Raw genomic sequence first — 19,533 nt, 5'->3', positions numbered from 1 at the left:
ATGAAGCTGGCGGAGGCATTCGAGCGTGTCGTCGGACGCGATGCGCAGGTGGAGTTCCGGGCCTATGACGAGAGCCGTGCGGGCGCTCTCGGCGCGGACATCAGGGTGGAGGTGAAGTCGCCGTACGCGATCTCCTACCTCGCCCACGCGCCGGGCGCGCTGGGGCTGGCGCGGGCGTACGTCGCGGGGCACCTCGACATCATCGGGGACATGCATACGGCGCTGTACCGGATGCAGTCGGCGCTGGGGGAGCTGAGCTGGGCCGACAAGAGGACACTGCTGCGCGGCATCCTGCGCGACCCGCTGCTGCGCGCCGCCGCGCTGAAGCGCCTCGACCCGCCGCCGCAGGAGGTCCGGCCCGCGCGGGTGCCGCTGCTGTCGGGTCTGCGGCATTCCAAGAGCCGTGACGCCAAGGCGATCTCCCACCACTACGACGTCTCGAACACCTTCTACGAGTGGGTGCTCGGCCCGTCGATGGCCTACACCTGCGCGTGCTTCCCGTCGGAGGACGCGACGCTGGAGCAGGCGCAGTACAACAAGTTCGACCTGGTCGCGCGCAAGCTCGGACTGCGCCAGGGCATGCGGCTGCTCGACGTCGGCTGCGGCTGGGGCGGCATGGTCATGCACGCCGCGCGCGAGTACGGCGTGAAGGCGCTCGGCGTGACGTTGTCCAAGCAGCAGGCCGAGTGGGCGCAGAAGGCGATCGCCGAGGCCGGGCTGTCGGAGCTCGCCGAGGTCCGCCACCTCGACTACCGGGACGTCGCCGAGGGCGACTTCGACGCCGTCAGCTCGATCGGCCTGACCGAGCACATCGGCAAGGCCAACGTCCCCGGCTACTTCTCCTTCCTGTACGGCAAGCTGAAGCCCGGCGGGCGGATGCTCAACCACTGCATCACCCGTCCCGACGACAGTGAGCCGTCGATCCGGGAGGAAGGCTTCATCAACCGGTACGTCTTCCCCGACGGTGAGCTCGAGGGCCCGGGCTGGCTGATCTCGCGGATGAACGACGCGGGGTTCGAGATCCGGCACGAGGAGAACCTCCGCGAGCACTACGCGAAGACCCTCACCGGCTGGTGCCGCAACCTCGACGACCACTGGGACGAGGCCGTCGCCGAGGTGGGGGAGGGCACCGCCCGCGTGTGGCGGCTGTACATGGCCGGCTCGCGGCTCGGCTTCGACCTCAACTGGATCCAGCTGCACCAGGTCCTCGGCGTCAAGCTCCACGCCGACGCGAGCTCCGGCATGCCGCTGCGGCCCTCGTTCGAGCCGCCGACGGTCGGCTGACCCCGCGGTGACGTGCGGTCGCGGCGCGTGCCGCGACCGCGCGTCGCCGTATTTCCGAGCACCAGCGGACGGCTTCGTCGCCCCGTTCGCGGATGATGTCCTGCCCTGGCCGGGTTCGCCGAAGACGGTGACGCCGGGGCGACGGCGGCTTAACGTCGCCCTATGACGGAGATCGCGACGATCCGGGCGAACGACCTGACCTTCGGCTACCTCGAGGCCGGCAGTGGACCGCTCGCCCTGTGCCTGCACGGCTTTCCCGATTCGGCGCACACGTGGCGGCACTTGATGCCCGCGCTGGCCGACGCCGGTTACCACGCGGTCGCGCCGTTCCTGCGCGGGTACGCGCCCACGGAGGTGCCGAAGGACGGCGCCTACCAGACCGGCGCGCTGGCGGCGGACGCGAACGCCCTGCACGAGGCCTTCGGCGGGGACGCCGACGCCGTGCTCATCGGGCACGACTGGGGCGCCGCCGCGACGTACACCGCGGTCTCGGCGGCGCCGGAGCGCTGGCGGCGCGCGGTGGCCATGTCGGTCCCGCCGTTCGGCGCGCTGCTGTCGGCGTTCTTCGACTACGCGCAGCTCAAACGGTCCTTCTACATATTCCTCTTCCAGACGCCGCTGGCCGAGACGGCGGTGCTGACGGGGGACATGGCGTTCCTGGACGGCCTGTGGGCCGACTGGTCGCCTGGCTACGACGCGACCCGCGACGTCGCGCACGCCAAGGAGTGCCTGCGCGACCCGGAGAACCTCGCCGCCGCCATCGGCTACTACCGGGCGATGCTCGACCCGTCGCGGCACGTCCCCGCGTACGCCGCCGTGCAGGAGGCGGCCGAGCGCGTCGGCGAGCGGCCGGCGCTCTATCTGCACGGCGCGGCCGACGGCTGCCTGGCCGCGCCGTCGGCGACGGACGTGGAGGGCCATCTCCCGCCGGGGTCGGTGGCGCGGATCGTCCCGGACGTCGGCCACTTCCTGCACCTGGAGAGGCCGGCCGAGGTGAATCGGCTGATCCTCGACTGGCTCGCCGCCGACGCCTGACCGGCGCTCGTCGTCGCCATCGCCTGCGGCGTAAGTGGTCACTTTGGCAGAATGGAGCAGAATGCGATTCTAATGATGAGGGGTGGCGGATGACGGTGGAGAAGACCCGGCCCGACGGGATCGATCTGACCGGCTGGGAGTTCTGGGAACGTCCGATCGAGGAGCGTCACGCGGCGTTCCGGACCCTGCGGTATCTGCCGCGGCCGGCGTTCTTCCGAGAACCAGAGATGTCGTTCTTGCCCTTGGGACCCGGCTACTACGCGCTGGTGAGCCACGCGGACGTGGTGGAGGCGTCGCGCCGGCCGGCCGACTTCTGCTCCGGCCAGGGCGCGATCAACATCAATGACATGCCGGCCGACCTCGGCGAGTACTTCGGCTCCATGATCAACATGGACGACCCGCGGCACGCCAAGATCCGGCGGATCGTCTCGCGCGCCTTCTCGCCGCGCATGATCCAGCGGTTCGAGGACCAGGTGCAGGCCACCGCCGAGCAGATCGTCGAGGAGGTCCTGGCCAAGGGCGGCGGCGACTTCGTGACCGACGTCGCGGCCCGGCTCCCCTTGAAGATCATCTGTGACCTGATGGGGGTCGACGAGAGGCACTACAAGACCGTCTTCGACAACACCAACGTCATCCTCGCCGGCGCCGACCCCGAGTTCGTCCCCGACGACCCCGACCAGGTCGCGCTCCAGCTCCTCGAGGCCGGGCAGACCCTGAAGGACCTCGTCGAGGAGGTCGGCCGGCGGCGCCGCGACGAGCCGACCGGCGACCTCATCTCGGCCCTGGTCAACGCGAACATCGACGGCGAGTCGCTGACCGACCAGGAACTCGGGTCCTTCTTCATCCTCCTGGTCGTCGCCGGCAACGAGACCACGCGCAACGCCATCGCGCACGGTCTGCACCTGCTCACCGCCAATCCGGAGCAGCGGGAACTCCTCGTCTCGGACTTCGAGCGGTACATCCCGGGCACCGTCGAGGAGATCGTGCGGTACGCCTCGCCGGTGATCTGGATGCGGCGCACCGCGACCCGCGACACCGAGCTGAACGGCCATGAGTTCAAGGCCGGGGACAAGCTGCTGCTGTACTACTGGGCGGCCAACCGGGACGAGGCCGTCTTCACCGACCCCGAGGTCTTCGACATCACCCGGGACCCCAACCCGCACGTGGGCTTCGGCGGCCCGGGCCCGCACTTCTGCCTCGGCGCGCACCTGGCCCGCCGGGAGGTCACCGTGATGTTCCGCGAGCTGTTCCGCCGGGCTCCGGGCATTCGCGCCACCGGCGAGCCGGACCGTCTGCTGTCCAACTTCATCAACGGCATCAAGCACCTGCCCTACGCCGTCTGACGCCGGACCCGGTACGGCACCGCCGCCGGTGCGGCGTCGTACCCGGGTCCTCGGTGACCACAAATCGCCCGGTGTCCTTGCGTCTGCGATAGTCTTGAGGTATGCGATCTCGGCTGCTCCTCAGCCGGCCGCGTTGACCCGAGACGTCGACGCGGCAGCCCCTCCTGCGTGAGGGGCGTTCTCATGCAAGGGGCACGGTTCACCGCCAGCCGTAGCCGTGCGAATCAGACGAGGAATCCATGACAGGCGCCGACGAGAACTACGACCCACGGACGATCCAGGACAAGTGGCAGGCCCGGTGGGAGGAACTGAAGCCCTTCGCCGCGAGCGAGGACCCCGCTGATGAGCGGCCTCGCAAGTATGCGCTGGACATGTTCCCGTACCCCTCCGGCGATCTTCACATGGGTCACGCCGAGGCGTTCGCGATCGGCGACGTCATCGCCCGCTACTGGCTGCAGAAGGGGTACAACGTCCTGCACCCCATCGGCTGGGACTCCTTCGGCCTGCCGGCCGAGAACGCCGCGATCAAGCGCAATTCCCACCCCGCCGAGTGGACGTACACCAATATCGACACCCAGGCGGAGTCTTTCAAGCGGTACGGGATCTCCTTCGACTGGTCGCGCCGGCTGCACACCTCCGACCCGGAGTACTACCGCTGGAACCAGTGGCTGTTCCTGCGCTTCTACGAGCGCGGCCTGGCCTACCGCAAGGGCGGGCAGGTCAACTGGTGCCCCAAGGACCAGACGGTGCTGGCCAACGAGCAGGTCGTCAACGGGCACTGTGAGCGGTGCGGCTCGCTGGTCGAGAAGCGCGTTCTGACGCAGTGGTACTTCAAGATCACCGAGTACGCCGACCGGCTGCTGACCGACATGGCGGACCTGGAGTGGCCCGAGCGGGTGCTGCTGATGCAGCGCAACTGGATCGGCCGCTCGGAGGGCGCCGACGTCGCCTTCCAGATCGAGGGGCGCGCGGAGCCGGTCACCGTCTACACGACCCGGCCGGACACCCTGTTCGGCGCGACGTTCTTCGTCGTCGCCGCGGACGCCGCGCTGGCCGATGAGATCTGCGCGCCGGAGCAGCGCGCCGAGTTCGAGGCCTACCGCGACGCGGTAGGGCGCGAGTCGGAGATCGAGCGGCTGTCCGCCGACCGGGAGAAGACCGGCGTCTTCCTGGGCCGCTACGCGATCAACCCGGTGAACGGCGAGCGCATCCCCGTGTGGGCGTCCGACTACGTCCTGGCGGAGTACGGCCACGGCGCGATCATGGCGGTGCCCGCCCACGACCAGCGCGACCTGGACTTCGCCCGCAAGTTCGGCCTGCCGGTCCGCATCGTCGTCCAGACGGGAGAGGCGGACCCGGCCGAGACCGGGGTCGCCACCCCCGGCGAGGGCGAGCTGGTCAACTCCGGGCCCCTGAACGGCCTGGCCAAGGCCGCCGCCATCCCGCGGATCGTCGAGGTCCTGGAGGAGAAGGGCCTGGGCAAGGCCTCCGTCAACTACCGGCTGCGCGACTGGCTGATCTCCCGGCAGCGGTTCTGGGGCACGCCGATCCCGATCATCCACTGTGACGCGTGCGGCGAGGTGCCCGTCCCCGACGAGCAGCTGCCGGTGCGCCTGCCGGACGACCTGCGCGGCGCCGACCTGGCGCCGAAGGGCGTGTCGCCGCTGGCGGCGGCCCACGACTGGGTGAACGTCGAATGCCCCAAGTGCGGTGGTCCGGCCAAGCGTGACACCGACACGATGGACACCTTCGTCGACTCGTCCTGGTACTTCCTGCGGTACTGCTCGCCGGACTACACCGGCGGGCCGTTCGACGTGGAGAAGGTGCGCGAGTGGATGCCGGCCGACCAGTACACCGGCGGTGTCGAGCACGCCATCCTGCACCTGCTGTACGCGCGGTTCTTCACCAAGGTGCTGTACGACATGGGGATGGTGGACTTCACCGAGCCGTTCAAGCGGCTGGTCAACCAGGGCCAGGTCATCCTGAACGGCTCGTCGATGTCGAAGACGACCGGCAACCTGGTCGACCTGGGGGAGCAGATCGGCGAGTACGGCGTCGACGCCGTACGGCTGACGATGCTGTTCTCCGGTCCGCCGGAGGACGACATCGACTGGGCCGACGTGTCCCCGTCCGGCTCGGTGAAGTTCCTGGCCCGCGTGCACCGCGTGGCCGCCGACGTGACCTCCGTGCCCGGGGCCGACCCTGCGGCCGGCGACGTCGAGCTGCGCAAGGTGACGCACCGGACGATCGACGAGGTCACCCGGCTGGTCGAGGCGCACCGGTACAACGTCGCGATCGCGCGGATGATGGAGCTGACCTCCGCCGCCCGTAAGGCCATCGACGCCGGCCCGGGAGGGGCCGACCCGGCGGTGCGGGAGGCGGCCGAGACCCTGGCGGTCATCCTGTCGCTGGTCGCGCCGTACACCGCCGAGGAGATGTGGGAGCGGCTGGGCCGTACGGCTCCGGTGACCAAGGCGGGCTGGCCGACGGCCGAGGCCGCGCTGCTGGTCCAGGAGTCGGTCACCTGCGTCGTGCAGGTGGCGGGCAAGGTCCGCGACCGCCTGGAGGTGTCTCCGGACATCGCCGAGGGCGACCTGGAGCGGCTGGCCCTGGACTCGGAGAAGATCCGGGCGGCACTGGGCGACCGGGGCGTCCGCAAGGTCATCGTGCGTGCCCCGAAGATCGTGAACATCGTGCCCGCCTGACGGGCGAATCCACCCGGGTCGGTCGATGTCGCCGACCCGGGTGGGATCACATCTTGCGCAGGACCGCCACCACGCGGCCGAGGATCGTGGCGTCGTCGCCGGGGATCGGGTCGTACGCCGGGTTGTGCGGCATCAGCCAGACCTTGTCGTCGCGCCGCTTGAGCGTTTTGACGGTGGCCTCGCCGTCGATCATCGCCGCGACGATGTCGCCGTTCTCCGCGACGGGCTGCTGACGCACGACGACCCAGTCGCCGTCGGCGATGGCGGCCTCGATCATCGAGTCACCGGTGACGTTCAGCAGGAAGTGCGTGCCCTCGCCGACGAGCTGCCTGGGCAGCGCGAAGACGTCCTCGACGGCCTCCTCGGCGAGGATCGGGCCACCTGCGGCGATGCGGCCGACTAGCGGGACGTACGCGGGGGCGGGGCGTGCCGGGGCCTCCTGGCCATTGGTGATCTCGTACGCGTCGTGCTCGGACTCGGTGGCGACCGCCGAGGATCCGGGCATGCGGACGACCACCGCGCGCGGCCGGTTCGGGTCGCGCAGCAGGAAGCCCTTGCGCTGCAGTGTCCGGAGCTGGTGGGAGACGCTCGAGGTGCTGGTCAGCCCGACGGCCTCGCCGATCTCGCGCATCGAGGGCGGGTAGCCGCGCCGCTGGACCGAGTCCCTGATCACCTCCAGCACCTTGCGCTGGCGGACCGTCAGCCCGCTCTCGTCGCCTGGGCCGTCCGGCATTTCCCGAACCTTGCTCATGGTGTCTCCGATGGATGTCTTCTGCGGTGACGCGCGGCCGCCGGTATTTCACTCCCGTAGAGGGACGTTATCGCTTCTCCGGGAAATGATCAAACAGGTGTTCGAAAAATGTGGAATTTTACGGTCCGGGCCTATGTCGGCTTTAACTCGTACATGTGTTCGATAATAATTCCTGTCCGGCCGTTGGTGAAGGGCGGATGTCATCGCCGGGCTTCGTCGCACGGTCGGCGCACCGAAGGGGGTGGTCGCCGTCGTGCGCCGGGGCGGGACATGGCAGGCTTGGGCGCTGGGGGTGCGCCCGCGCGAGAGCGCCGGCGCAATGTGATCCACTTCACCGTTCCGACCGTCGGCGGCGTCTCCGCAGGTCGATGAGGGTGAGGCATGTCCTGGCGGCGGATCGTCGCGTCCAGCGGGGGGCGCGACACGCCGGTGGAGGCGGCGGATCTCCTCGTGAGCGGGCTCTTCTCGCCGGGTGCCTCATGTGGGTTGCGATGCCCTCGGTCGGGCTCTACGGTTGGACCACAACATCTAGTAGTTACATGGATGTAGTTCACCATAGGTTGTGGTTACAAGGTGAGGTTCGCGCAGAAGGCGCGTGACTCGCTGTCAGGGGGAGGAGTCCGGAGGCATGCACTGCCCGTTCTGCCGACACACCGACAGCAGGGTCATCGACAGCCGGGCGACCGACGACGGATCCGCCATCCGGCGCCGTCGCTCGTGCCCGGAGTGCGGTCGTCGCTTCACCACCCAGGAGACGGTCCTCATGATGGTCGCCAAGCGCAGTGGCGTCACTGAGCCGTTCTCCCGGGAGAAGATCATCGCTGGAGTGCGCCGGGCGTGTCAGGGCCGTCCCGTGAACGAGGACGCGCTCGCCATGCTCGGGCAGCGGGTCGAGGAGGCGATCCGGGCGACCGGGAACGCCGAGATTCCCTCGCACCAGGTCGGGCTGGCGATCCTCGGCCCGCTCCGCGAACTGGACGAGGTCGCGTACCTGCGATTCGCCTCCGTCTACCGGGGGTTCGAGACGCTCGACGACTTCGCCAAGGAAATCGAATCGCTGCGCGTGGCGAACGGCGGCGACGCCCTGTCCTAGGGCGGTGCCCGCGCCGCGGGCTGTACGGGTAATCCTGGAGGTGGGCCTGGTGTGCCCGAGAAGGGGGATGTCATGACAGAGACGGTGAGCGGCTCAGCCCGACGGGGTAAGGCGGGCCGCAAGGGCGTGAAGATGGAGCGCATCTTCACGCGGCCGGGCGTCCACCCGTACGACGACGTCGCGTGGGAGCGGCGCGACGTCATCATGACCAACTGGCGCGACGGGTCGGTGAACTTCGAGCAGAAGGGCGTCGAGTTCCCCGCGTCCTGGTCCGTCAACGCGGTCAACATCGTCACGTCGAAGTACTTCCGCGGCGCTGTGGGCACCCCGCAGCGCGAGTGGAGCCTGAAGCAGCTGGTCGACCGGGTCGTCGGGGTCTACACCGAGACCGGCGTCAAGCACGGCTACTTCGCCTCCGACGAGGACGCCGAGATCTTCGACCACGAGCTGAAGCACGCCCTGGTCAACCAGGTGTTCAGCTTCAACTCGCCGGTCTGGTTCAACGTCGGCACGGCCTCTCCGCAGCAGGTCAGCGCCTGCTTCATCTTGTCGGTGGACGACACGATGGAGGCGATCCTGGACTGGTACAAGGAAGAGGGCGTCATCTTCAAGGGCGGCTCCGGGTCGGGTGTGAACCTCTCCCGCATCCGCTCCAGCAAGGAGCTGCTGTCCTCCGGCGGCACCGCGAGCGGCCCGGTGTCGTTCATGCGCGGCGCCGACGCCTCCGCGGGCACCATCAAGTCCGGTGGCGCGACCCGCAGGGCGGCGAAGATGCTCGTCCTCGACGTCGACCACCCCGACGTCGAGGAGTTCATCGAGACCAAGGCGCGCGAAGAGGACAAGATCCGCGCGCTCCGCGACGCCGGCTTCGACATGGACCTCGGCGGCAAGGACATCGTCAGCGTCCAGTACCAGAACGCCAACAACTCCGTCCGCGTCTCCGACGAGTTCATGCGCGCGGTCGAGTCGGGCGACTCCTTCGGCCTGCGCGCCCGCCGTACGGGCGAGGTCATCGAGCGGGTCGACGCCAAGGGCCTGTTCCGCAAGGTCGCCAAGGCGGCCTGGGAGTGCGCGGACCCGGGCATCCAGTACGACGACACGATCAACGACTGGCACACCAACCCCGAGACCGGGCGTATCACGGCCAGCAACCCGTGCTCGGAGTACATGAGCCTGGACAACTCGTCCTGCAACCTGGCCAGCATCAACCTGCTGAAGTTCCTGGGCGAGGACAACACCTTCGACGTCGCGCGGTTCGTCAAGCTCAGCGAGCTGGTCATCACCGCGATGGACATCTCCATCACGTTCGCGGACTTCCCGACCGAGAAGATCGGCGAGACGACGCGCGCGTACCGGCAGCTCGGCATCGGCTACGCCAACCTCGGCGCGCTGCTGATGGCGACCGGCCACGCGTACGACTCCGAGGGCGGGCGCTCGCTCGCGGGGACCATCACCTCGCTGATGACCGGCGTGGCCTACCGCCGCTCCGCCGAGCTCGCGGCCGCCGTCGGCACGTACGAGGGCTACGCCCGCAACGCCGAGGCGCACAAGCGCGTCATGCGCAAGCACGCCGTCGCCAACGACGAGATCCGCACGCTCGACGAGATGGACAAGTCCATCCACCTCGAGGCCACCAAGCAGTGGCAGCAGTGCCTCAAGCTCGGCGAGCGGAACGGCTACCGCAACGCCCAGGCGTCGCTGCTCGCGCCGACCGGCACGATCGGCCTCATGATGGACTGCGACACGACGGGCATCGAGCCCGACCTGGCGCTGGTCAAGTACAAGAAGCTGGTCGGCGGCGGCTCGATGCAGATCGTCAACAACACCGTGCCGCGCGCCCTCAAGAAGCTCGGCTACCAGCAGGAGCAGATCGAGGCGGTCGTCGAGTACATCTCCGAGCACGGCCACGTCGTCGACGCGCCCGGCCTGCGCACCGAGCACTACGAGGTCTTCGACTGCGCGATGGGCGAGCGGGCCATCAGCCCGATGGGCCACGTGCGGATGATGGCCGCGGTGCAGCCGTTCCTGTCCGGCGCGATCTCCAAGACCGTGAACATGCCGGAGCAGGCCACCGTCGAGGACGTCGAGAAGATCTACTTCGAGGGCTGGAAGCTCGGCCTGAAGGCGCTCGCGATCTACCGCGACAACTGCAAGGTCGGCCAGCCGCTGTCGGTGGCCAAGAAGAAGACCGAGGAGAAGGTCGAGGAGGCGCCGGCCCCGGTCGTCGAGCGCGGCCCGGTCCGCACCCGCCTGCCCAAGCAGCGGTCCGCGACGGTCACCCGGTTCTCCGTCGGCGGCGCCGAGGGCTACATGACCGCCTCGAGCTACCCCGACAACGGGCTCGGCGAGGTGTTCCTCAAGCTCGGCAAGCAGGGCTCCACCCTGGCGGGCGTGATGGACGCCTTCTCGATGGCGATCTCCATCAGCCTCCAGTACGGCGTGCCGCTGGAGACCTGGGTCGAGAAGTTCACCAACATGCGGTTCGAGCCGGCGGGCATGACCGACGACCCGGACATCCGCATGGCGACCTCGATGATGGACTACATCTTCCGTCGCCTCGCCCTGGACCACCTGCCGTACGAGACGCGCGCCGAGCTGGGGATCTTCTCCGCCGAGGAGCGCACCGCGCAGGCGGAGGGCCAGGACCCCGCGTCCCTCCACACGGAGGACGACGTCGACCGTGAGTCGCTCGCCCAGTCGGTCCCGGTCGAGCAGCCGAAGGCCAAGGAGCCCGAGCCGCCCGCGGCCGCGCACTCCTCGACCGAGCTGATCGAGAGCCACCAGGGCCGTACGGCCGACGCGCCGCTGTGCCTCACCTGCGGCACGAAGATGCGCCCGGCCGGCAGCTGCTACGTCTGCGAGGGCTGCGGCTCCACCAGCGGCTGCAGCTGAATTTGGGCGTCTGCCAGGCGTGAATTAACTGGTCAGAGCGGTGGGGGCGAGTACTCGCCCCCACCGCTCTTCAGCGTGCGCGGCACGCCTCGTTGCGTTCGATGCAACAGGGCGGTCGGGGGGAGACGGGCTTGAGAGGCGGAGAGCTGTTACCGGCTGTTGGGAGGATAGGGGTCGGGTCTGACGTTCTGGGTGGGCAGGCTTGGTCTAGAGTTGCGGGTGGTTTGCCTGGTTGGGGTGGTCTTTCTATGGGGTTTGCAGTGTGACCGCGGTGATGCCGTTGGGGGACGGAGATCCGGAGTCGGTGGGGCCGTACCGGATTGTGGCCAGGCTGGGGCGGACTGGTCCGGGGCCGGCCGGGTTGGAGCGGGTGTACCTGGGTCGTGGGCCGGAGGGACGGTTGGTCAGCGTCCGGATGGTACGACCGCAGTTCGCCGACGATGCGGGGTTCCGGGCGCGGTTTCGAGATGGTGTGGCCGCGGCGCAGCAGGTCTCGAGCCGGTACGTGGCCGCTGTGGTCGACGCTGGGCCTGATGACGCCGTGCCGTGGCTGGCGACAGAGTTCGTTGCCGGTCTGAGCCTGGACCATGCGGTGATGATCAGGGTGCGCGTTGAGGGGCGGATCGTCGGTGGCCGGTTCGACACGGCAGCGACGCTGTGGCTGGCGGCGTGTCTGGCCAAGGGGTTGAACCACATCCACAGGGCGGGCCTGGCACATGGGGACGTCAAGCCGTCCAGTGTCGTGGTGACCGGTGACGGGGCCCGGCTGATCGGCTGGAATGTCGCCAGGCATGGCGGGGAGGCAGGGCGGGGCTGGCCGGCCGGAGCGCCGCGCTACCTGGCGCCCGAACAGGTCGAAGGCCGGCCTGCGGTCTGGGCGAGCGACATGTACTCGCTGGGCTGTGTGATCTGCAAAGCCAGGGACGGGCAGGACGTGTTCGTCCGGTGGCCGCGCTGGCCGAAAGGCACGAAGCGGGTCGAGGTGGGCAGCTCTCCGTATTCGACAACGCTGTTCCCCGACGAGCTACGCCGGGTGTTCGAGCCCTGCCTGGCCCATGACCCCGCCGACCGGCCGAAGCCGCTGAGACTACTGAAGCTGATCGGCGCACTCCGTCGGCCCGATCAGCCGTGGCTGCCCGCGATACATGATGCGATCGCCCGGCAGCGGGTCCACATCGAGGAGTTGCTGGACCAGATGCCGTCCAGTCCCGCTCGGGCAGGGACCATGATGACCAGAACCGCCCGGCGGAGCGCACTCCGACCGGTCGGCGAGCCGCTGTTTCGATCTTCTACCTGCACCGACAGTCTGGTCTTCAGCCCCGACGGCCGATTCCTGGCAACCAGCGGCGACCGCGACCCCGTGCATCTGTGGGATATCGCCGGTCACCTGCCACTGGGCGAGTCCACCGCAGGTCCGGCCCGGCCATCAGGCAAGGACCGGACTCCCCTACATCCGCGTACCGCCACCTACCCCGCCCGCGGCGCCCAGGTGGCGTTCAGCCCCGACGGCCAGGTGCTGGCCATCGGCGGTCACCGAGTCGTCCCGGGCCTGGACCCGGCGGGAGGAGACGAGCGTGTGGAGGTCATCGTCTGCCTCTGGGACATCGCCGGTCGCCGGCGACTCGGCCAGCCCCTGGTCGGTGTGCTACCGGTGATCGGCGATTTCGGCCCTGTCACCGGCGTGGTGTTCAGCCTCGACGGCCGCTTCGTGGCCGTGGCCTGCGCCGGGGCGGGCGTGGTGTGGTGGGACATCGCACGCCGTGTGGAGGCTGGTCGGCTGACCGGCGTGGAGGGCGTGGTCTTCAGCCCCGATGGCCGTACCTTCGCCGCCACCGCCGACTACGACGTCCACCTGTGGACCATGCGCAGCCGCCGCCACAGCGGTACGCCCCTCACCGACCTGGGCAGCTACAACGCGAAGCGCAACGCAATCGCCTTCAGCCCACACGGTCACGCCGTGGCCGTCTCCCAGAACGCCACCTCCACCGTCCGCTGCTGGGACGTGGCCGACCACCGGCAGATCGGGCCTCCCCTCACCCTCCCGACCGTCCTGGGTTTCGCTGACCTGCGCCACATCTCCGTCGCCTACAGCCCCGACGGCCGTACCCTGGCCACCGGCGACCACGACGGCGTCATCAACCTGTGGAGCCCCCACACCGGCCGGCGCATCTGCGAACCCCTCACCGGACACCTCGGCCCCATCACCTGCGTCGCCTTCAGCCCCGACGGCCACACCCTCGCCACCAGCGACCGCGAAGGCACGACAGCACTGTGGAACCTGGACCCACCCAGGCCCTGAGTACTCCACTGGTCAGAGCCACAGCGGCAGGTGCAGCAGGAGGTCGGTCCGCCGAAGACGACCCCGTCGTCTGCCACCGCTGCGACTCCCACGGCTGCAGCAATCCCGACCACCGCCACCGCGACCCCACCGGTCCGCTCGCCGACCTCCGCGGCCCCGCCGGACGAACCCACGCCATCGCCCCAAGCCGTCCGCGACGGACTACGCCGCCGGAGACTCCATCCCCCAGATCGAGGCCCGCATCGCGGCAGCCCAGGCCGTAGGCCTCCCCCTCACCCTCTGGTGACCCGAGGGGAATAGCACGCACTCCGAATAAGTGCTCTGCCCCAGTATTTCGGGCGCCGTTAACGTGTGAAGTACCTGGTCAGAGCGGGGGGCCGACGGGTGATCGGCTCCCCGCTTCTGTCGTGCCCTGCCGATGTTGCATGCGACGCAACACGGATGGAGGCCGGCGAGCTGAGGGGGGATTGTCCTGGCGAGCGCGTCCACGTCCGGTCTCTGAGAGGGTCTGCATGGCGGCAAAGGACCTGTGAGCCGTGCCAGGGGTGGCGATCCGGTCGTACCCGGACGATCGACCTTCCTGCTCCCCGTCGAGCCTGCTACTTGATAAGTTTAATTAGCTCTTGGGATGGGTTATCAACTTGTCGAGCCGCTCTGTCGCGCGGTCGGCCGTCGAGGTGTGGAGGTGTGGCGTGGGCAGGGGGCGACCGAGTAGGGCGGTCGTGTACCAGCGGCTCGACAAGGCTCTGACCGAGCTGAACCAAAGGTACGGCGGTCTGCCGGACCCGCGCGAGGCACGGGCGATCTGGGATGACATCTGGCATCTGGAGGCCCATCACTCGACCGCCCTGGAAGGGAACACGCTGGTGCTGCGCGAGGTGCAGCTGCTGTTGGATCAAGGGCGGGCGGTCGGCGCGAAGTCTTTGAAGGAGTACAACGAGGTCCGTGGATATGCCGATGCCGCGCGATGGGTCTACCGGCAGGCGCTCGAGCCCGGGGATTGGCACGACGGAAGACTCCTGACGGTAGGGGAAGTGCGTCAGATCCACCACATGGCCATGACGCCCGTCTGGGACGTCGCGCCGCACCCAGATGCCACCGAGCGTGAGTCACCGGGGAACTTCCGAGAACACGACATACAGCCGTTCTCCGCCGGCATGGTGCCGCCGGCCTGGCCGCTCGTCCCTGCTTGCTTGGAGGAGTGGATCGGGCAGGTCTGCCTGCTGGGCAAGGAGGCCGGTGCAGACGACGACGGCCAGCCTCTTCCGGGGCGCCTCGCGCGGCTGCACAACACCTTCGAGCAGGTGCACCCCTTCATTGACGGGAACGGCCGAACCGGCCGCCTGGTCCTCAATCTGATCTTGGTGCGTCTGGGATACCCGCCCGTGATCATCTTCAAGAAGCAGCGAGACGCCTACCTGATGGCGATGCAGCGAGCGGACGCTGGCGACCCCGGATCGCTGGGTGAGCTGATCGCACGGGCGATGCATGACAACCTGAACCGGTTCATCGTGCCCAATATGGCAGGACCGGCTCGCATGGTTCCCCTTGTAGCGCTCGTCGATGAGGAGTTCTCGCTCCCCGCCCTCCGACAGGCGGCACAGCGCGGGCGGTTGGAGGCGTTTCAGGGACACGATGGGATATGGCGCAGTTCCCGCAAGGCCGTGGACGCATACCGGGAATCAAAACATCGGCGGAGGCCCAGGCAGGAGTGAACGACGAGAGTGTGTCGGCGGGCTCGGTGCAAGGCGGGTGACGGCCGACTGCCCCTGGCCGCCTGTCGGCCTGAGGAATACCGCACCCGTCGAATAAGTGCACTGCCCCAGTACTCTCCGAGGTGATCCGGTCCAACCGGCACTCGGCACGTCGGTGACGGTGGAGGCACTGTTGTGTCGGCAAGGGGCTCGGCTTTGACGGCCGAGCCCCTTCGCCATTGAGCCTGGGGGCCGGCGGCATCGAGATCAGACCCGTCAGCGCTCTGACCTGCTCACATGCTCTGGCGGTACGTGTGCGCAAGGCGGTCCTGGAGCTTGGCGTGGCGGAACTGGTAGACCGGCCCCACTTGGCGTAGTAGCCCGGTCCGGTGCGCGTCGTCGAGGAAGCGCATCAGCTCCCGGGGGACGTGCCGCTGCGTGCTGAGGAGGGTCACGGTGCCGAGGTAGACCGAGCTCGCGGTCGCGGTCCCGATATAGCGGGCGGGTACGAATAGCAGCAGGACGACGGCCAGGACGACGCCGGCGCCGTCCAGGCTCAACGCCAGCGGCAGCACCATCGACCCCTTCACTAGACCGACCATCAACCCGAATACGAACCCGCCCAGAAGCACGGTTGTGATCGTGCGACCGATGCTCAACTGCAGGTCGCGGCGGAGCGTGCCGGCCGGAGTCTGTGCCAGATCGTCCGGCAGCGGGGACGCCGCCCACCCCAGCAGGCCGGTTATCAACCCGACGATGAGCCCGCCCGCCAGCCCGACCGCCAACGCGGTCGTCAGGGGGATGGCCCCGAGCTCGCCCACGGCCACGGAGATCAGTCCGATCGCCGCGCCCCCCGCCAGTTTGACCGTGAGGCTTCGCGCGAGCGCACGGCCACGGCCGCGCAACCGCAGGCTGGCATGGGCCGGTTGCGTTGCGAGCTCCGCCATGAGCCCGATGCCCGCCCCGATGGCGAATCCGCCCACCAGCCCTCCCGTGAGCCCGGCCATGGGGTTGGTCGACAGCCTGCCCAGTGCGCCGGCGAGCGCGCCCACCGATCCGAACGCCGATCCCAGCACCAGCCCGACCAACAGCCGGTGAACGAGCCGGATTCGCGTCGTGTGGTGCAGGCGCCACCAGGCGATGTCGCGGCCTCCGATGGCATGCAGGTGGTCGGCGAGGAACGCCAGCCAGCGTTTGGCAGCATCGGGATCCCAGCTACGGCTGGGACGGTACGGGTCGCCGTTGCCGTGGGGAGATCGGGCGGTGATGGCCGCGTGGACGAGGTGGTCGAGCAGGTGGTCGGTGATCTCGGTGGCGGTGGGGAAGCGGTGGGTGTCCAGCAGTTCGCCGGGATCGGTGCCGGTGTCGATGTAGACCTTGCGGAGCAGCCAGAGCTCCAGCGGGGTGGTGAGCGCTCGCGTGATCGGCGCGTTCCGGTCGGCGAGGGCGGACATCAGATCCCGCCAGTCACCGTCGGAACGTTCCCGGAGACAGCTCCGTAGGTAGGCGGCGGCGTCGCCCGGGCGCAACGGGTCGGGTTCGATGACGGCACCGCCCGTGAGGACGGCACCACCGAGGCGGGTGATCGCCGCTTCGTACTCCGCGGTGCGGCAGGTGAGTATCAACGGGTCGTCCGCCGTCGCGGCGTTCAGCGCGACGAGCGCGTCGGGGCGTACCTCTTCGGGCAGTTCGTCTAAGCCGTCGAGCACAGGCAGGATCCTGCGCTGGGTGATCAGCGTGGTGGCCGCGTCGGGCCCGAAGTCGGCTGCGCGCAGCGCCGGATAGGTCTGGGTGAGCCGGCGGGCGAGCCAGTCGCGCAGCGGCTCGTCGGCGGGGCGCCAGTCCGACACCGACAGCAGCACGGGCACCGGCTGGTCGGGCTCGTATCGTCGGAGCAGTTCGCGGAGCAGGAGTACGGCCAGGGTGGTCTTGCCCATGCCGGGGTCACCGAGGATCACCAGTCGCCGCCGGGGGAGCCGGCGAAATTCCTCCGCCAGCTCGCTGATGCGGTCGGTACGTCCGGTGAACCGGCGTCGCCCGTGGCCGCGCAAGGTGCGCAGCGGATTCGGGCGGAGGACGTGGTCGTGGAGGTCCATGACGGGAAGCTGGGTGAGTCGCCAGCGCACCGCCAGTGGGGTGGGGGAGTCCAGCCGCCGGGCGAGGATCTCCTCTCTCCACTGGGCCAACACCAGGCCCGCCAGCGTCCGATGGGCGTGGTCCACCTGGTTGGCCGTTGGCGAGCTGGCGGCCGAGGGGTCGGCGCGCCGCCACCATTCCAAGATCACCGTACCCACGGGGACCAACGTGACGGCGAGGACCAGCGAGCCGAGTTGCGCCCAGTTCGACGCGGCCTGGAGCCCCTTGGTGAAGAGGACATGGATCAGCCAGACGAGCCCGCCGCCGGTCCCGGCAGCCAGTGTCACCAACGCCGCGGCGGCCAGTGCGCGCCGTCGTCGCAGACTCCTGCTGTCCATCGGACACATGATGCCAAGCCGAAATACGCGGATGGGCGACGAAGCGAGAACACGGCCCGGCCCGGGTTTCCAGGCGCGGCTTTCGTCCGGTTGATCCTCCTCGCTTACACTATTACAAGGATTACAATGGACCGTGATCCACTGCGGGGAGGGGACGGGCGCCGATGAGCCTTCGTCAGTTCGAGTACGCCCTGGCCGTTGCCGAGGAGGGCTCGGTGACGGCGGCGGCGGAACTGCTGCACGTTGCTCAACCGTCGGTGTCCCAGCAGATCCGCGGCCTGGAGCGGGAACTCGGCGTGAAACTGTTCGCCCGCACGCCGACCGGACTGGTGCCCACGGTGGCCGGCCGCGCGTTCCTGCGGGAGGCGCAGGTCGCGGTGAGCGCGGCACGGCGGGCGAGGGCGACGGCGCGGGCCGGCGCCGACGAACTGGTGGGCGAGCTGGTGGTCGCGGTGCAGATGGGCTTCGGCGCGCGGCAGCTGCCGGGCGCGTTGGGCGCGCTGCGCCGCCGCTTCCCGCGGCTGGAGGTCACCGTCTTCGAGGAGCCGAGCTCCGCCGAGATGGAGCGGCTGGGGCGCCGGGGCGTGCTGGACCTCGCCCTGATGGCGGCGTGCGAGCAGTCCCCCGACGACGCCCACCACCTCGGCGACGAGGAGTTCGTCGTGGTGCTGGGCGCCGGGCACCGGCAACTCGCAGCGGACCGGGTCGAGCTGCGCGAACTGGAGGGGGAGCCGTGGGTGAGGTTCGACCGCGACAGCGCGCTCGACGGCGTGCTGACGGGCGTGCTGCGGGACAACGAGCTGACCCCGACCACGGCCGCCCGCGTCTCCCAGACGGCGACGGCCGTGCGCTGGGCCGCCCACGGGCTGGGGGTGACGCTCGTCCCCGCCTCCGTGGTGCCCTCCGATCACGAGCACCTCGTGCGCCCGGTGCTCCCGGTCGTGTCCCAGCCCGTCATCGCCGTGATCCGGCACGACGCGGGCCCGGCGGAGTCGGCCCTGCTCGAACTCCTGCGTCAGGAGACCTGGCACCAGTCCGCTTTCTTCGCACCGGTGTCCTGACGGCCGAGAAGAAAGCGGGCGCCGCTGAATTCTTTTTGTCGAAACCGGCGTTCCGGAATGCCGTCGGCGTCAGCCCCTGGGGAATTCGCCGCCGTCCACGTAGAGATTGCTCCCGGTCAGCCAGCTCGCCCGGTCGGACACGAGGAACAGCACCGCGTTGGCGATGTCGTCGGGCTGACCATCGCGCCCCAGCGGGGTGGTGTTGTTCGCGCCCGGCCCCGCGCCCAGGCGCGCCCACTGCTCCCGCGTCGCTTCGCCGCCGGGGGTGGCGGTTCGGCCGGGAGACACGGTGTTGACCCGGACTCCGAACGGGGCCAGCTCCGAGGCCAGTCCCCGGCTGTAGTTCTCCAGCGCCGCCTTCGCCGCCGTGTAGTGCAGGAACGGCGCCACCGGGGTGGGGACCGCGGCCGAGGAGACGTGCACGATCATCCCCGAACGCCGTTCCCGCATCCCCGGCGTCAGCAGCGAGTCCAGCCGCACCGACGCCAGGAGGTTCAGGGCCAGCGCGTCCTGCCACTCCTCGTCGGGGATGGCCGAGCTGCCCTTGTGCGGCCGCGCCCCACCCGCGTTGTGGACCAGGATGTCCACCCCGCCGAGCGCCTCTTGCGCGGCCGCGGCGAGCGCCTCCGCTCCGGCCCGTGTCCGTACGTCGGCCGCCACGAAGGTGGCACCCTCCGGCACCGTGCTCGTCGCCGACCTGGCGGTCGCGAGCACCGCGGCGCCCGCGTCCAGGAGCCGGCGCACGACGGCCGCTCCGATTCCGCGAGAACCACCCGTGACCAGGGCCCGCTTTCCCGCGAGTTCTCGCGTTTCCGATCCATTCTCGATCGTGGTCATTCTGCCGGTCCTCTCGATCGCGTGTTCGTCCGCTCGACGGAAAAAGGACTGCCCAGAGCGCGAAT

At 69.4% G+C, this 19,533-nt stretch carries 12 protein-coding genes; 9 read left to right on the top strand and 3 right to left on the bottom strand.

The genetic code is table 11. From position 1 onward, the window contains the following. The 4 genes from ACQP2O_RS40040 (at position 1) to leuS (ending at position 6,367) form a co-directional block, all read left to right on the top strand. The gene (locus ACQP2O_RS40040) at positions 1-1,284 is read left to right on the top strand and encodes a class I SAM-dependent methyltransferase (RefSeq protein ID WP_433191309.1); all 1,284 of its coding nucleotides are present in this window, start codon (positions 1-3) and stop codon (positions 1,282-1,284) included. 162 nt (positions 1,285-1,446) lie between these two features. After that, positions 1,447-2,319 carry an alpha/beta fold hydrolase gene (locus tag ACQP2O_RS40035; protein WP_433174400.1) on the top strand — a complete coding sequence of 291 codons (873 nt, stop codon included), beginning with the start codon at positions 1,447-1,449 and terminating at the stop codon, positions 2,317-2,319. A gap of 89 nt (positions 2,320-2,408) precedes the next feature. Then, on the top strand, positions 2,409-3,662 hold the full coding sequence (locus ACQP2O_RS40030; RefSeq protein WP_433174399.1) for a cytochrome P450: 1,254 nt from the start codon (positions 2,409-2,411) through the stop codon (positions 3,660-3,662). Positions 3,663-3,901: 239 nt separating this feature from the next. Continuing rightward, positions 3,902-6,367, top strand: coding sequence for a leucine--tRNA ligase (gene leuS / locus ACQP2O_RS40025; RefSeq protein WP_433174398.1), 2,466 nt, complete (start codon positions 3,902-3,904; stop codon positions 6,365-6,367). 46 nt (positions 6,368-6,413) lie between these two features. Here leuS and lexA read toward each other — a convergent pair whose 3' ends face one another. Then, positions 6,414-7,118, bottom strand: coding sequence for a transcriptional repressor LexA (gene lexA, locus ACQP2O_RS40020; protein ID WP_433174397.1), 705 nt, complete (start codon positions 7,116-7,118; stop codon positions 6,414-6,416). Between the two features lie 628 nt (positions 7,119-7,746). Between lexA and nrdR the strand changes: the two genes are divergently transcribed. From nrdR to ACQP2O_RS40000, 4 genes are all read left to right on the top strand, one after another. Beyond that, a complete protein-coding gene (nrdR, locus tag ACQP2O_RS40015; protein WP_433174396.1) occupies positions 7,747-8,211 on the top strand; it encodes a transcriptional regulator NrdR in 465 nt (154 codons plus the stop codon). Between the two features lie 72 nt (positions 8,212-8,283). After that, a complete protein-coding gene (locus ACQP2O_RS40010) occupies positions 8,284-11,103 on the top strand; it encodes a vitamin B12-dependent ribonucleotide reductase (protein WP_433174395.1) in 2,820 nt (939 codons plus the stop codon). A 274-nt stretch (positions 11,104-11,377) separates the two neighbouring features. Then, on the top strand, positions 11,378-13,402 hold the full coding sequence (locus ACQP2O_RS40005; protein WP_433191307.1) for a WD40 repeat domain-containing serine/threonine protein kinase: 2,025 nt from the start codon (positions 11,378-11,380) through the stop codon (positions 13,400-13,402). Positions 13,403-14,124: 722 nt separating this feature from the next. Further along, positions 14,125-15,117: a Fic family protein gene (locus ACQP2O_RS40000; RefSeq protein WP_433174394.1), complete on the top strand. Its 993-nt coding sequence runs from the start codon at positions 14,125-14,127 to the stop codon at positions 15,115-15,117. 272 nt (positions 15,118-15,389) lie between these two features. Here ACQP2O_RS40000 and ACQP2O_RS39995 read toward each other — a convergent pair whose 3' ends face one another. Further along, positions 15,390-17,570 (bottom strand): NACHT domain-containing protein, encoded by a 2,181-nt coding sequence (locus tag ACQP2O_RS39995; protein ID WP_433174393.1) that lies wholly within the window; start codon positions 17,568-17,570, stop codon positions 15,390-15,392. A gap of 164 nt (positions 17,571-17,734) precedes the next feature. Between ACQP2O_RS39995 and ACQP2O_RS39990 the strand changes: the two genes are divergently transcribed. Next, on the top strand, positions 17,735-18,631 hold the full coding sequence (locus ACQP2O_RS39990; protein ID WP_433174392.1) for a LysR family transcriptional regulator: 897 nt from the start codon (positions 17,735-17,737) through the stop codon (positions 18,629-18,631). Positions 18,632-18,700: 69 nt separating this feature from the next. On the opposite strand, the gene ACQP2O_RS39985 is transcribed toward ACQP2O_RS39990, so the two are convergent. Further along, positions 18,701-19,468, bottom strand: coding sequence for an oxidoreductase (locus ACQP2O_RS39985; RefSeq protein WP_433174390.1), 768 nt, complete (start codon positions 19,466-19,468; stop codon positions 18,701-18,703). Positions 19,469-19,533: the final 65 nt, after the last annotated feature.

Origin of the sequence: Actinoallomurus sp. CA-150999 (assembly GCF_050942425.1) — a bacterium.
Classification (GTDB): Bacteria; Actinomycetota; Actinomycetes; order Streptosporangiales; family Streptosporangiaceae; genus Actinoallomurus.
Note: the sequence above shows the minus strand (reverse complement) of the source record. Positions and strands in the feature narration are given on the sequence as shown.